Origin of the sequence: Tabrizicola sp. (assembly GCF_041913445.1) — a bacterium.
GTDB lineage: Bacteria > Pseudomonadota > Alphaproteobacteria > Rhodobacterales > Rhodobacteraceae > Tabrizicola.
Map to the genome: position 1 here is coordinate 92,037 of NZ_JAYSFG010000008.1, position 14,101 is coordinate 106,137.

12 protein-coding genes are annotated in these 14,101 nt (G+C 64.8%); 9 read left to right on the forward strand and 3 right to left on the reverse strand.

Annotation, left to right across the window (positions count from 1 at the left end):
• Window positions 1–17 precede the first annotated feature (17 nt).
• Together ACE3Q6_RS11340 and ACE3Q6_RS11345 are read right to left on the reverse strand one after the other, a co-directional pair.
• The gene (locus ACE3Q6_RS11340; protein ID WP_374432347.1) at window positions 18–917 is read right to left on the reverse strand and encodes a DMT family transporter; all 900 of its coding nucleotides are present in this window, start codon (window positions 915–917) and stop codon (window positions 18–20) included.
• A gap of 54 nt (window positions 918–971) precedes the next feature.
• The gene (locus ACE3Q6_RS11345; protein WP_374432348.1) at window positions 972–1,790 is read right to left on the reverse strand and encodes a DUF533 domain-containing protein; all 819 of its coding nucleotides are present in this window, start codon (window positions 1,788–1,790) and stop codon (window positions 972–974) included.
• Window positions 1,791–1,877: 87 nt separating this feature from the next.
• On the opposite strand from ACE3Q6_RS11345, the gene ACE3Q6_RS11350 reads away from it, so the two are divergent.
• The 9 genes from ACE3Q6_RS11350 to ACE3Q6_RS11390 all read left to right on the forward strand — a co-directional run bounded on the left by ACE3Q6_RS11350 (window position 1,878) and on the right by ACE3Q6_RS11390 (window position 13,552).
• On the forward strand, window positions 1,878–2,774 hold the full coding sequence (locus ACE3Q6_RS11350; RefSeq protein WP_374432349.1) for a DMT family transporter: 897 nt from the start codon (window positions 1,878–1,880) through the stop codon (window positions 2,772–2,774).
• A gap of 462 nt (window positions 2,775–3,236) precedes the next feature.
• Window positions 3,237–6,926, forward strand: coding sequence for a vitamin B12-dependent ribonucleotide reductase (locus ACE3Q6_RS11355; RefSeq protein ID WP_374432350.1), 3,690 nt, complete (start codon window positions 3,237–3,239; stop codon window positions 6,924–6,926).
• 438 nt (window positions 6,927–7,364) lie between these two features.
• Window positions 7,365–7,565, forward strand: a complete 201-nt coding sequence (locus ACE3Q6_RS11360; RefSeq protein WP_374432429.1) for a winged helix-turn-helix transcriptional regulator — start codon at window positions 7,365–7,367, stop codon at window positions 7,563–7,565.
• A gap of 204 nt (window positions 7,566–7,769) precedes the next feature.
• Entirely contained in the window at window positions 7,770–8,345 is a 576-nt protein-coding gene (gene gfa / locus ACE3Q6_RS11365) for an S-(hydroxymethyl)glutathione synthase (RefSeq protein WP_374432351.1), read from the forward strand.
• Between the two features lie 80 nt (window positions 8,346–8,425).
• A complete protein-coding gene (locus ACE3Q6_RS11370) occupies window positions 8,426–9,556 on the forward strand; it encodes an S-(hydroxymethyl)glutathione dehydrogenase/class III alcohol dehydrogenase (RefSeq protein WP_374432352.1) in 1,131 nt (376 codons plus the stop codon).
• A gap of 232 nt (window positions 9,557–9,788) precedes the next feature.
• Entirely contained in the window at window positions 9,789–11,591 is a 1,803-nt protein-coding gene (gene xoxF5 / locus ACE3Q6_RS11375) for a lanthanide-dependent methanol dehydrogenase XoxF5 (protein WP_374432353.1), read from the forward strand.
• Between the two features lie 92 nt (window positions 11,592–11,683).
• Complete coding sequence (locus ACE3Q6_RS11380; RefSeq protein WP_374432354.1) at window positions 11,684–12,202, forward strand: c-type cytochrome, methanol metabolism-related; 519 nt, start codon at window positions 11,684–11,686, stop codon at window positions 12,200–12,202.
• A complete protein-coding gene (locus ACE3Q6_RS11385) occupies window positions 12,177–13,025 on the forward strand; it encodes a substrate-binding domain-containing protein (RefSeq protein WP_374432355.1) in 849 nt (282 codons plus the stop codon). The genes ACE3Q6_RS11380 and ACE3Q6_RS11385 overlap by 26 nt, the downstream gene beginning before the upstream one ends.
• Window positions 13,022–13,552: a PQQ-dependent catabolism-associated CXXCW motif protein gene (locus ACE3Q6_RS11390; protein ID WP_374432356.1), complete on the forward strand. Its 531-nt coding sequence runs from the start codon at window positions 13,022–13,024 to the stop codon at window positions 13,550–13,552. The genes ACE3Q6_RS11385 and ACE3Q6_RS11390 overlap by 4 nt, the downstream gene beginning before the upstream one ends.
• A gap of 2 nt (window positions 13,553–13,554) precedes the next feature.
• Here the strand turns inward: ACE3Q6_RS11390 and ACE3Q6_RS11395 are convergent, their stop codons facing one another.
• Complete coding sequence (locus ACE3Q6_RS11395) at window positions 13,555–14,046, reverse strand: DUF3280 domain-containing protein (RefSeq protein ID WP_374432357.1); 492 nt, start codon at window positions 14,044–14,046, stop codon at window positions 13,555–13,557.
• Window positions 14,047–14,101: the final 55 nt, after the last annotated feature.

Below are 14,101 nucleotides of genomic sequence, written 5' to 3' on the forward strand. Positions count from 1 at the left end.
GGCCCGTTTACCGCGCCTCATCCCCCTTGGGAAGCAAGTTTCCGACGCCGCTCGCGAGCAAAGGCGTAAAGCCCCGATCCCACGACAAGTGCGGCGCCCGCCAGGGTGGACCCGTCCGGCCGCTCGCCCAGGAAGACCATCGCCACGATCATGGCGAAGACCAGCCGCGTATAGCGGAAGGGCGCCACGACCGAGACCTCGCCCAGCCGCATCGCCGCCACCACCGCGTAATAGCCGAAGAGGCCCGAGACCAGCGCGCCCCCTAGCCCCGCCCACTGCCCGGGCGAGGGCCACAGGAAGGTCTGCCCCATCCCCGCCATCAACAGCGCGCCGGAAGGGACCAGCCCCAGATAGGCCCAGGTCGCCACCTGGAACGTCCCGATCCGCGCCGGCATGGTCCGCGTCAGCAGGTCCCGCGCCGCCAGCGCGACGACACAGGCCACCGTCAACAGGCCCGTGGGGTCGAAGGACGCGTCCCAGGGCTCCAGGATCACCAGGACGCCAAGGAACCCCACCAGGATCGACGCCCACCGCCGCCAGCCCACCCGTTCCCCCAGAAACAGCGCAGCCCCCGCGACGACCACCAGCGGCGAGGCCTGCAGAAGCGCCGAGGTCATCGTCAAGGGCGCCAGCGCCAGCGCCACGATATAGAGCATCGCCGCCACCGCCTCGGACAGCGTCCGCCACAGGGGCACCCCCCGGACGGCGTCCAAGGACAGCACCGGCTGACGCTGCCGCGCGGCGAGCGCCCAGAAGACACAGGCCCCCGCCGCCCCGGTCAGCGCCAGCACCTGGCCAGGAGGCATCGCCTCGGCCGAGCGTTTCAGGAACAGGTCCTCGACGGCGAAGAACGCCATCGAACCGACCATCAGCAGCGCGGCGCGGGTGTTGTCGGCCGCCTGTGACGCCGTGGGCATGGGTCTCTCCGTCCGGGACCCAAGCCCTACACCGCCGCTGCCAGGAAGGAAACCTCAGCGATAAAGCCGCGGAGCCCCGGCCTTGTCGTGGATCGCGTTCACCTGGTCCGGCTCCAGGTCCAGCGCACCCGCAAGCTCGTGCAGGTAATCCGCCTCGGCCCGGCTATCCAGGTCGATGGCCATGAGCGAGGCCATGTAGACCTGCGGCTCCAGCCCCGCCGGGACCAGCCGCGCCAGGCCCTGCACGTCCACGGGCCGCGACAGCTCCTCCTGAACCCGCTGCACGTCGCGCTCATCCGCATCGCCCATCGCCTGCATCAGCCGCTCGCGTTCCGCGTCGTCCAGCTCGCCGTCGCACTTCACCGCTTGGATTACCGCCCGCAGGATCAGGGCCGCCGACAGCTCCTCCTCGGCCTCGGGCTCTGGCAGGCTGACCGGCCCCGTCCTGAGGCCCCCCTTGCCCCCAGGCTTGTCCGCCAGCACCTGGTCCAGAAGGTCTCCACCGCCCTTGCCCTCGGCCCAGCCCGCCGTCACTCCGCCCCCGCCAGACCGCCCGGTCAGCTGCCCCAGGAGGTCCTCCAGCCCGCCCTTGGGCGCGCTTGCCCGGGGCTGTGACCGCTTCTGTCCCGACATCTGCTCCAGAAGATCGCCAAGCCCCCCGCCCGACGTCCGCGACGTCGACCGTCCCGAGGACCGGCCGCTCCCCAGGACATCGCCCATGATGTCCTCAAGGCCGCCTTTCGAGGCCCGGTCGATCCGCGTGCCGCGCCCGGCCGAGCCGGTGCCCCCCGACGACCCCTTCGTCAGGCTGGACACCCCCTTCGCCACCAGCACCCCGATCGCGACCTTCAACAGCGTCTTGCCGATACCCATAGCGCACCTCCCAACACCGGTTCCCGACAGCCTTCCTTGCCGCCGCGCGTCGGTCAATGCAAAAGGGGGCTCCGGCAGGGGGGAAAGATGCGCAAGACGAAACTCGACGGGGCAGGGGTCGCCATGCTGCTTGGCGTCCAGGCCCTCCTCGCCGTCAACCAGATCATCATCAAGCTGGTGAACGAGGGCCTGCAGCCCGTCTTCTTTGCGGGCCTCCGGTCCCTTCTCGCTATCGGCTTCGTCTGGGCCTGGCTGGTCTACAAACGCCGCCCCCCCAGACTGCGGCGTGAGGCCTGGGGCACCGGCCTTCTCATCGGCAGCCTCTTTGCAGCCGAGTTCCTTTTCCTCTTCCTCGCCATCGACCTCACGACCGTCGGCCGCTCGGCCATCATCATGTATTCCATGCCCGTCTGGTTCGCGATCCTGGCCCATTTCGGCCTTGGCGAACGGATCACCGGCCCCAAGGCGCTGGGACTGGCGCTTGCCTTCGCGGGCTGCGCCGCGGCGATCCTTTCGCGCCCCGACACGGGCGAGGCAAGCCTGGCAGGAGACCTCTGCGCCCTGGGGGCCGCCTGGGGCTGGGCGCTTACCGCCTATATCGCGCGCCGCCCGGTGATGCGCGAGGAAGGCGCCGAGATGCAGCTTTTCTGGATGGTCCTGGTGTCCGCGCCGATCCTGCTGGTCGCGTCGCTTTTCTTCGGGCCGCTGATCCGGGACCTGCAGCCACTACATATAGTGGGTCTGGTCTTCCAGTCCTCCATCGTGGTGGCAGGTGGCTTCATCGCCTGGCTCTGGCTTCTCTCGGTCTACCCCTCCTCGACGGTGGCCTCGTTCTCCTTCCTGACGCCGATCCTTGCCCTCCTTCTCGGGGCACTCCTCTTCGGCGAAACCATTGGCCTGCCGATTCTCCTTGCGGCCCTTCTCGTGGCCGCCGGGATCGTGCTCATGAACCGGCCTGCGACATCGCGACCCGGCCCCCGCTAGGGTGGAATCGCCCGAGTGCGTTGACACCGCCGCCTGTGGGCATCTCAGCTCTGTCCGGCAACCAGCCCGGATTGCAGTGAAAACTGCCGCAGTTCAGAAACTGCGCGAAGTCTGTCCCCAGTTCTGTCCACACACATCGCTCGCGACCGGTCGCGGCCACGTGATGTGGCCCGCCAATCGTCAAGCGGGAAAATTCGCATCAAGGCGAAATTTTTCCGTTGATAGGGCGGGAAGATTACGACACTTTGACAAAGCGGCGGGGGACACCACTAAATCTAGTGCCGCAGCGGACAGGCGGAAGACTTCACACAAAGGGCATCCAAATCGGATGCGACCCTCTTGGCGGCGCTCAACCGTCAGGACATGAAAGTGTTGCCTGTTGCTGCGGTGCGGATCCGGAGGCGGCCCGCGATTTGAAACCAAAAGCCCGTTTGACAGGGCCAAAAACAGGAGTTCAGGGGCATGAAGATCGAGCGGAAATTCACCACCGAAGCCACCGGCGCATACGGCGCGATGGCCTTCGCCATCACCACCTCGGAAATCCGGAACCCGGACGGCAAGATCGTCTTCCGCAACGAGGCCGTCGAAGTGCCCGAGGGCTGGAGCCAGGTCGCCTCTGACGTGCTCGCCCAGAAGTACTTCCGCAAGGCGGGCGTTCCGGCCGTGTTGAAGAAGGTCAAGGAAAAGGGCGTCCCCGAATTCCTGTGGCGCTCGGTCGCCGATGAAGAGGCGCTGGCCAAGCTTCCCGAAGATCAACGTATTGTGGGTGAGACTTCGGCCAAGCAGGTCTTCGACCGCCTCGCTGGCGCCTGGGCCTATTGGGGCTGGAAGGGTGGCTACTTCACCACCGAAGCCGACGCGAAAGCCTACTACGACGAGATGCGCTTCATGCTCGCGCGCCAGATGGCCGCGCCGAACAGCCCGCAGTGGTTCAACACCGGCCTGCACTGGGCCTATGGCATCGACGGCCCCTCGCAGGGTCACTTCTACGTCGACCACAAGACCGGCGTCCTGACCAAGTCCTCCAGCGCCTACGAACACCCGCAGCCCCACGCCTGCTTCATCCAGTCGGTCAAGGATGACCTCGTCGGCGACGGCGGCATCATGGACCTCTGGGTCCGCGAAGCGCGGCTCTTCAAGTACGGCTCGGGCACCGGCACCAACTTCTCCTCGCTGCGTGGGGAAGGGGAGAAGCTTTCGGGCGGCGGCAAGTCCTCGGGCCTGATGGGCTTCCTCAAGATCGGCGACCGTGCCGCGGGCGCGATCAAGTCCGGCGGCACCACCCGCCGTGCGGCCAAGATGGTGATCTGCGACATGGATCACCCCGACATTGAGCAGTTCATCAACTGGAAAGTCATCGAAGAGCAGAAAGTCGCCTCGCTGGTGGCCGGCTCCAAGATGCATGAGGCCCGCCTCAACGACATCTTCGCCGCGATCCGCCAGTGGGATGGGGCTGAGGCCGACGCCACCGACCCGGCCAAGAACCCCGCGCTGAAAGCCGCGATCAAGGCCGCCAAGAAGGCGATGATCCCCGACACCTACACCAACCGCGTGCTGCAATACGCGCGTCAGGGTTTCGACAGCATCGAATTCCCGACCTACGACACCGACTGGGATTCCGAGGCCTACATCTCCGTCTCCGGCCAGAACTCGAACAACTCGGTCCGCGTCACCGACGCCTTCCTCAAGGCCGTCAAGAACGACGAACCCTGGGAGCTGATCCGCCGCACCGACGGCAAGGTCGCCAAGACCGTCTCCGCGCGTGAGCTCTGGGACCAGATCGGCCACGCCGCCTGGGCCTGCGCCGACCCGGGCATCCAGTTCCACGACACCGTCAACGCCTGGCACACCTGCCCCGAGGACGGCCCGATCCGCGGCTCGAACCCGTGCTCGGAGTACATGTTCCTCGACGACACCGCCTGCAACCTGGCGTCGATGAACCTCCTCACCTTCTACAAGAACGGCAAATTCGACGCCGAGGCCTACATCCACGCGACCCGTCTCTGGACCGTGACGCTGGAAATCTCGGTGATGATGGCGCAGTTCCCGTCCAAGGAAATCGCCCAGCTCTCCTACGACTTCCGCACCCTCGGCCTCGGCTACGCCAACATCGGCGGCCTCCTGATGAACATGGGCCTCGGCTACGACTCCGACGAGGGCCGCGCCCTCTGCGGCGCCCTGACCGCGATCATGACCGGCGTGACCTATGCGACCTCGGCCGAGATGGCCAAGGAACTCGGCCCCTTCTCCGGCTACGAGCGCAACAAGCACCACATGCTCCGCGTCATCCGCAACCACCGCGCTGCGGCCCACGGCACGGCCTATGAGGGCCTCAACGTCCCCGCCGTCGCCCTTGACCAGGTGAACTGCCCCGACCAAACCCTTGTCGCGCTTGCCAAATCCGCCTGGGACGAGGCGCTCCGCCTTGGCGAAGCCCACGGCTACCGCAACGCCCAGACGACCGTGATCGCCCCCACCGGCACCATCGGCCTCGTCATGGACTGCGACACGACGGGCATCGAGCCCGACTTCGCCCTCGTCAAGTTCAAGAAACTCGCCGGCGGCGGCTACTTCAAGATCATCAACCAGTCGGTCCCGGCTGCCCTCGAAACCCTCGGCTACTCCACGAGCCAGGCCGCCGAGATCGTCGCCTACGCCGTCGGCCACGGCTCCCTCGGCCAGGCCCCGGCGATCAACCACACCGCGCTGATCGGCCACGGCTTCGGGCCCCGCGAGATCGAGAAGATCGAAGCGGCCCTCCCGTCGGCTTTCGACATCCGCTTCGTCTTCAACCAGTGGACGCTCGGCGAGGACTTCTGCAAAGGCACCCTCGGCATCCCGGCCGAGAAACTGGCCGACCCGACCTTCGACCTCCTCCGTCACCTCGGCTTCACCAAGGCCCAGATCGACGCCGCCAACGACCATGTCTGCGGCACCATGACCCTCGAGGGCGCGCCGTTCCTCAAGCCCGAGCACTACAAGGTCTTCGACTGCGCCAACCCCTGCGGCAAGACCGGCAAGCGGTTCCTCTCGGTGGAATCCCACATCACCATGATGGCCGCCGCCCAGTCCTTCATCTCGGGCGCGATCTCCAAGACCATCAACATGCCGAACAACGCCACCATCGCCGAAACGCTGGCGGCCTACGAGCTTTCCCACTCCCTCGGCATCAAGGCCAACGCGCTCTACCGCGACGGCTCCAAGCTCTCCCAGCCCCTCGCCGCTGCGCTCATCGAGGACGACGAAGAGGCCGAAGAGGCGCTCACCAACGGCTCGATCATGGAGAAGGCCCAGGTCGTCGCCGAGAAGATCGTCGAGAAGGTCATCGTCAAGGAAATCGTCCGCAGCCACCGCGAGAAACTGCCGGAGCGTCGCAAGGGCTATACCCAGAAGGCCATCGTCGGCGGCCACAAGGTCTATCTCCGCACCGGCGAATACCAGGACGGTAGCTTGGGCGAGATCTTCATCGACATGCACAAGGAAGGCGCGGGCTTCCGTGCGATGATGAACAACTTCGCCATCGCGGTCTCGGTCGGCCTGCAATACGGCGTGCCGCTGGAGGAATTCGTCGAGGCCTTCACCTTCACCCGGTTCGAGCCTGCCGGCATGGTCCAGGGCAACGACAGCGTGAAGAACGCGACCTCGATCCTTGACTACATCTTCCGCGAACTCGCGATCTCCTACCTCGACCGCACCGACCTCGCCCACGTCGCCCCCAAGGGCGCGAGCTTCGACGACCTCGGCCGGGGCGATGAGGAAGGCAAACGCAACATCGCCGAGCCCTCGGACGTGGCCGCCTCGAAGTCGCTGGAGGTCCTGAAACAGGTCGCCTCGACCGGCTACATGAGGAAACGCCTGCCGCAGGAATTCACCGTCCTGCAAGGCGGGCAGGGGGTCACCGCGTTTGGAGGCGGCCTCGCCACCGGCACCGACATGGCCGCGCCGATGACGGCGGTCCTGTCGGAAACCCGGGTCTCCGGCTTCTCGGAGTCGACCAGCACCTTCGCCCTCGGCGCCAACGACGCCCGGACCAAGGCCAAGCTGCAAGGCTACACCGGGGACTCATGTGGCGAGTGCGGCAACTACACGCTGGTCCGCAACGGCACCTGCCTGAAGTGCAACTCCTGCGGCGCGACGACGGGGTGCAGCTGAGTCATCCCGCCGTGTGTCGCTCCGGCGAAAGTTCCTCCCAGATCGGGCAAGTTTGTCCCGAATCGAGTGAAAGTCTGTCCCAAAGGCTCCCATCGGGAGCCTTTGGTTCATTTGGTGCGCCCAAGGGCCTCGGCGCCGAAGGCATACTTGTTGCCCGCCGCGAATGCCCGTGAAGCTATTGCCAGGGCGGACCCGCGGGCATCCAACTCGGATCCCGGCATTAGGGACGGGAATGCATGCATCAGCTGGAAACCGCCGCAAGCCGCAACGCGCGAAGCAAAAGGATATCGCCGGGCGGCAAAACGTTAGCTCTTGCCGGTCGCGAGCGAACGACATGGACTGGCAATCCAGGAAATGCCCGCGACCGAAAAATCTAGGCGAACGTTCGGGAACTGCCTGGATAAGCGTCGCCAAAGCCGACAGCAAATCCCGCTCTGCATGCAAAGGCGCTGGCCGAGGCCATTTGGTTGCGTTTCCAACCGGAGGACGGGCTCATTCCGGACGGCCTTTCCAGTCGTGCCGCTGAGGGTCGACTATGCGCTGACGCAGAAAGGCCGATCGCTCTTGCCGGTCGTGGTCGCTATGCGAAATTGGGGCACGGCAGATCTGCGGTCGCCGTCGATGGACGTCGGCGATTAGGCCAGGGTCCGCTTCCGGCCCATAGCCGACACTCGCAGCAGTGAAGCAGGGCGCTGGACGCACTTATGAACGCATTGCTGAAACCCGCCTGGTTGTGAACATTTGCCAAACGCGGCAGGCGCATTTCCAACCTTTTGGCTGAATTGCCTGACCTTCGCATCGGTGCGACCCTGAGCAGATAATTCGCTCAACGGAGGTCGGCTAATGGAGACGGTCAAGATCCACCCGGCGGTGGACAACGGGGTCAGGCTGGGCACACCGGGGTTTGCCGGTGGCACTCTGAAATGCAAATGCACGAGCGACCCGGTCGAGGTCGTGATCGCCTCGGATTGCCTGCACAACCACGTCTGTGGCTGCACCAAGTGCTGGAAGCCCAGCGGCGCGATCTTCTCGATGGTCTCGGTGGTCCCGTCCGACAAGGTGACCGTCACCCGGAATGGCGACAAGCTGAAGGTGGTCGATGCCGGAGCGCTGATCCAGCGCCATGCCTGCACAAGCTGCGGCACCCACATGCACGGGCCGGTCACGCGCGAGAACCACCCCTTCACCGGGCTGAGCTTCATCCATACCGAGCTTTCGGAAGACCAGGGTTGGGCCGCCCCAACCTTCGCGGCCTTCGTCTCGTCGGTCATCGAAAGCGGCACGCGGCCCGAAGCGATGGACGGCATCCGGGCGCGGCTAAACGAGTTGGGGCTGCCGCCCTATGACGCGCTGTCCCCGGGGCTGATGGACTACATCGCCACCTTTACCGCGAGGGCCAGCGGCGTGCTCAAAGACTAGCCCGCTTCGGCGATCGGGCGGTGACGCCCCTTCGAACCCCGCGTCCGCGTGGGTGGGATCGAAAGACGAAAGGAACCCTTATGCGCACCCGTGCCGCCGTCGCCGTCGCTGCCGGCCAACCGCTGCAGGTCATGGAGGTCAATCTTGAGGACCCCAAGGAAGGCGAGGTCCTGATCGAGATCAAGGCCACCGGCATCTGCCACACCGACGAGTTCACCCTTTCGGGCGCGGACCCTGAAGGCATCTTCCCCTCGATCCTGGGGCATGAAGGGGCGGGCGTCGTGGTGAAATGCGGCCAAGGCGTCAAGTCGCTGAAACCGGGCGACCATGTCATCCCGCTTTACACGCCCGAATGCCGCGAGTGCCCGTCCTGCCTGTCGCGCAAGACCAACCTCTGCACGGCCATTCGCGCGACACAGGGGCAGGGCCTGATGCCCGACGGCACCACCCGCTTCAGCATGCTGGATGGCACGCCGATCTATCACTACATGGGCTGCTCGACCTTCGCGAACCACACGGTCATGCCGGAAATCGCGCTGGCCAGGGTGCGGGAAGACGCCCCGTTCGACAAGATCTGCTACATCGGCTGCGGTGTCACCACCGGCATCGGTGCGGTCCTGAACACCGCCCAGGTCGAGATCGGGGCGAAGGCCGTGGTCTTCGGGCTGGGCGGCATCGGGCTGAACGTGATTCAGGGTCTGAAGATGGCCGGGGCCGACATGATCATCGGGGTCGACCTGAACAACGACAAGAAGGACTGGGGTGAGAAGTTCGGGATGACCCACTTCGTCAACCCGAGGGACATCGAAGGGTCGGTGGTCCAGCACATCGTCGATCTGACGAAAACGCCTTTCGACCGGATCGGTGGAGCGGACTACTCGTTCGATTGCACCGGCAACGTCAAGGTGATGCGCGACGCGCTGGAATGCACCCACCGCGGCTGGGGCCAGTCGATCATCATCGGCGTCGCCCCCGCGGGCGCTACCATCGAGACGCGGCCTTTCCAGCTGGTCACGGGCCGTGTCTGGAAGGGCACCGCCTTTGGCGGAGCCAGGGGCCGGACCGACGTGCCGAAGATCGTCGACTGGTACATGGACGGCAAGATCGAGATTGACAGCATGATCACCCACATCCTGCCGCTCGACGACATCAACAAGGGCTTCGACCTGATGCACGAAGGCAAGTCGATCCGCGCCGTGGTGGTTTACTGAAACCGGCCCGCGCCGCAAAATCCGTTGGCGTGGCCATACTTTAGGTTGAAAACCCGGGGGCGAAGGTTGACCCAAAACTGAACCGGCAACCTAATAAAGGAAAGCTGACAGAAACGGCAACCCAATGCCGTCCGTCTTCAAGACACCGGGCCAGCACCCTCTGGCCCGACCGTTCCCGGTTTCCCGTTTTTCAGTCAATCGGCCGACCAAACTGGCCATCGGAGGAGGCAACATGAAGACCATCGGTTCACTGTCTCTCGCACTTCTGTTGGGGATGTCCGCTTCGGCATCCGCCAACGAGAGTGTCACGGAGGCGATCTCGAACACCAAGCAATGGGCGATACAGACCGGCAACTATGCCAACACCCGGTATTCTGAACTGGCCCAGATCACCAAGGACAACGTGAAGGATCTGAAGGTCGCCTGGACCTTCTCGACTGGAGTTCTTCGCGGGCACGAAGGGTCACCCCTTGTAGTCGGCGACATCATGTATGTGCATACGCCCTTCCCGAACGTGGTCTACGCGCTGGACCTGGCCAACGAGGGCAAGATCCTGTGGCGCTATGAGCCGAAGCAGAATCCCGACGTGATCGCAGTGATGTGCTGCGACACGGTCTACCGGGGCCTCGCCTATGCGGACGGCAAAGTGTTCCTCCATCAGGCGGACACGACCCTTGTCGCACTGGACGCCAAGAGTGGCGAGGTGAAGTGGTCCGTCGTCAATGGCGACCCGACCAAGGGTGAGACGAACACCGCCACTGTGCTTCCGGTCAAGGACAAGCTGATTGTCGGCATCTCGGGCGGAGAGTTCGGGGTCCAGGGCCACGTTACCGCCTACAGCATCGAGACGGGCGAGCAACTGTGGCGGGCCTATTCGGTCGGACCGGACGACCAGTTGCTCGTCGATCCGGAGAAGACGACGCATCTCGGCAAGCCGATCGGCAAGGACAGCTCGATCAGCACCTGGGAAGGCGACCAGTGGAAGATCGGTGGCGGGACGACCTGGGGCTGGTATGCCTATGACCCCGACCTGAACCTGATCTACTACGGCACCGGCAACCCCTCGACCTGGAACCCGAAGCAGCGTCCGGGCGACAACAAGTGGTCGATGACCATCTTCGCGCGCGACGCCGACACCGGCATGGCAAGGTGGGTCTACCAGATGACCCCGCATGATGAATGGGACTACGACGGGGTCAACGAGATGATCCTGACCGACCAGGACTTCAACGGCACGCCGCGGAAGCTTCTGACCCACTTCGACCGCAACGGCCTTGCCTACACCATGGATCGCGAGACGGGCGAGCTTCTGGTGGCCGAGAAGTACGATCCCGCGGTGAACTGGACGACCGGTGTCGACATGGACCCAGCCTCGCCCACCTACGGTCGCCCCGCGGTGGTCGCCCAGTATTCGACCGAGCAGAACGGCGAAGACACCAACACCACCGGCGTCTGCCCGGCGGCGCTTGGCACCAAGGACCAGCAGCCTGCGGCCTACAGCCCGAAGACGAACCTGTTCTACGTGCCGACCAACCACGTCTGCATGGACTATGAACCGTTCAGGGTCAGCTATGCCGCCGGTCAGCCTTATGTCGGTGCGACCCTGTCGATGTACCCTGCTCCGGACAGCCACGGGGGGATGGGCAACTTCATCGCCTGGGACAACGTCAAGGGCGAGATCAAGTGGTCGCTGCCCGAGCAGTTCTCGGTCTGGTCCGGTGCGCTGGCAACCGCCGGGGACGTCGTGTTCTACGGAACGCTCGAAGGCTACCTGAAGGCTGTCGACGCGACGACGGGTGAGGAGCTTTTTAAGTTCAAGACCCCGTCCGGCATCATCGGCAACGTGATGACCTACGAACAGGGTGGGAAGCAGTACATCGGCGTCCTGTCCGGTGTCGGCGGTTGGGCCGGGATCGGCCTGGCGGCGGGGCTGACCAACCCGACCGAGGGTCTGGGCGCGGTCGGCGGCTATGCGGCGCTGTCGGAGTACACCGCGCTGGGTGGCCAGCTTACCGTGTTCGAGCTTCCGGACTGACACACACGGCACTGATCGGGCCGCCAAGCTTCACCAGAAGCCTGGCGGCCCTGGTTTCGCGACAACAGGAAGCGATGAGGGAATACCGCAGAATGCCCAAGACCGATCTTATCAGAGCTGTGGGGATGATCGCGCTGGTTGCGACGCCACTGCAAGCACAGGAAACCGACCCGAACCTGGTGGCCGACCGCGAGGAAAACGGGCGCTGGGTGACGGCCGAGGGCATTCCGACCTTCAAGGTCGAGGAGGACGGAACGGTGGACTGGGCCACGTTCTCGGGTTTCCGCCGATACCATGCGGAATGTCACGTCTGCCACGGACCGGATGGCGAAGGATCGACCTACGCGCCCGCCCTGAAGAATTCGGCCGTGACGATGGATTACTACGATTTCATCGGCGTCGTGGCCGAGGGCCGGCAGAAGGTGGGCGGGGGGCAGAACTCGGTGATGCCGTCCTTTGGCACCAATCCCAACGTGATGTGCTACCTCGACGATATCTACACCTACCTGAAGGCCCGCGGCGTCGATGCGGTGCCTCGGGGGCGACCGGCCAAGCGGGCTGACAAGAGCGAGGAGGCCGCAGCCAATGAAGCGTCCTGCATGGACAACTGAGATGCGAACAGCTGCCGGCATCTTCCTGGCATCGTTATTGGCAGGGGGCGGAGTTTCGGCACAGACGGCTGACTTGGTATCCTCCACCACCTTCCGGGTCTGCGCCGATCCGGCGAACCTGCCCCTCTCGGGTCAAAAAACCAAAGGCTTCGAGAACGAAATCGCGGAGCTTTTGGCCGAGCGCCTGGACCGCCCGCTTGAGACAACATGGTTCCCGATGGGGCCGGGCTTCATCCGTAAGACGCTGCGCGCCGGGCTGTGCGACGTGGTGATCGGCTATGCCCAAGGCGATGAACTGGTGCAGAACACCAACCATTACTACACTTCGGTTTACGTGCTGGTGACGCGCAGCGACGATCCCCTGGCGAAGGTCCAGACGCTGTCGGACCCCGCGCTTCAGGGTAAGCATATCGGCATCGTCGCCGGAACGCCTCCGGCCACGCATGTGGCCGTGAACGGCTTGATGGCGCTGGCCAAGCCCTATCCCTTGATCGTCGACCGCCGGGTGCAGGACCCCGCCAGAGACATGCTGGCCGACCTGAAATCGGGTGCGATCGACGCGGCGATCCTGTGGGGTCCGATCGGCGGACCGCTGACCAAGGGAGACGCTGCGCTGACCGTGATACCGCTCCTGAAGGAAACCGCCAGTCCGAAGCTTTTCTACCGGATCACCATGGGCGTCCGGCCGAGTGACCAGGACTGGAAGCGCGAGCTGAACTCGTTGATCCGGCGCAATCAGGACGAACTCGACGCCATCCTGCGCGAGGCGGGGGTGCCACTGGTCGACGATCAGGGGAGCGCGTTGAAGGAAACAGCGCCATGAGACTGGTGCTGGTCCTCGCGCTCTTGGCGGGACCGGCCCTGGCCGAGGTGCCTGAACCCGACGGCTATCGCGGCCCGCCCTACTCTGCGCCGGTGCCAGCCACGCTGGCGGGTGCGGTGGTCATCGACAACGACGCGGCTGCGCGGCTTCACCGCGAGGGGACAGCGGTCTTCATCGACGTGATGCCCCGCGACGTGAAACCCGCCGACCTGCCCAAGGACACGATCTGGCGCGACAAGCCACGAGACAGCATTCCGGGCGCGATCTGGTTGCCGAACACCGGGTTCGAGGCGCTGTCGCCCGAGGAGGAGGCCTATCTCCGCACCGGGCTGGAGAAGGCGACGAATGGCAACAAGGACCAACCCATCGTCATCTTCTGCCGGGCAGAGTGCTGGATGTCCTGGAATGTCGCCAAACGGGCGCTGGAGATGGGGTATACCCAGGTCAACTGGTATCCTGACGGGCCCGAGGGCTGGGTGACGCTGCCCGACAACCCGCCGCTCACGCGGGTCCAGCCGTTCGAATAAGGTCACTTCCGGAAGATCAGGTTACGCAGAAGATACCTGAACCCGCGTTGCCAGCTTTCGTCGGTGTTGCCACGGATGTCGACGGTTCCCGCCCTCAGCATCTTCCCGCTCTCTACATCGCGCAGGTTCAGTTTAAGGCTGAGGATCAGGTTCGAGATCTTCCGCACCTCGCCCGTCAGCGCATAGTCCGCGCCAAGCTCTTGCGCGAGGGCCGTGTCGCAGCCATTGCAGTCGGCGGGGTTGGCGATCGCCTTCAGCCGATCGGCGACAGGGTAAATCGGCACCAGAGTGAACCCGCGCGCCGTCATGTCCTCGGCCACATAGGCGTTGGCCATTTCGGTCCGCGCCGTCTCGTCCGTCCGGATGCCGTTCATCGCACCTTCCGTGGACATGTCAACGAACTGCACCCCGAAGAAGGCCACCCGACCTGGTGCGGGCACGTCCTGCGCAAGGGCGGGAACTGCGAAGAAGAGCAGGGCAAGGGCGGCTTTCATCTCCACAGAATGAGCCGGCACCAAGAGTGCCACAATCGGACGGAAGGATGAAATC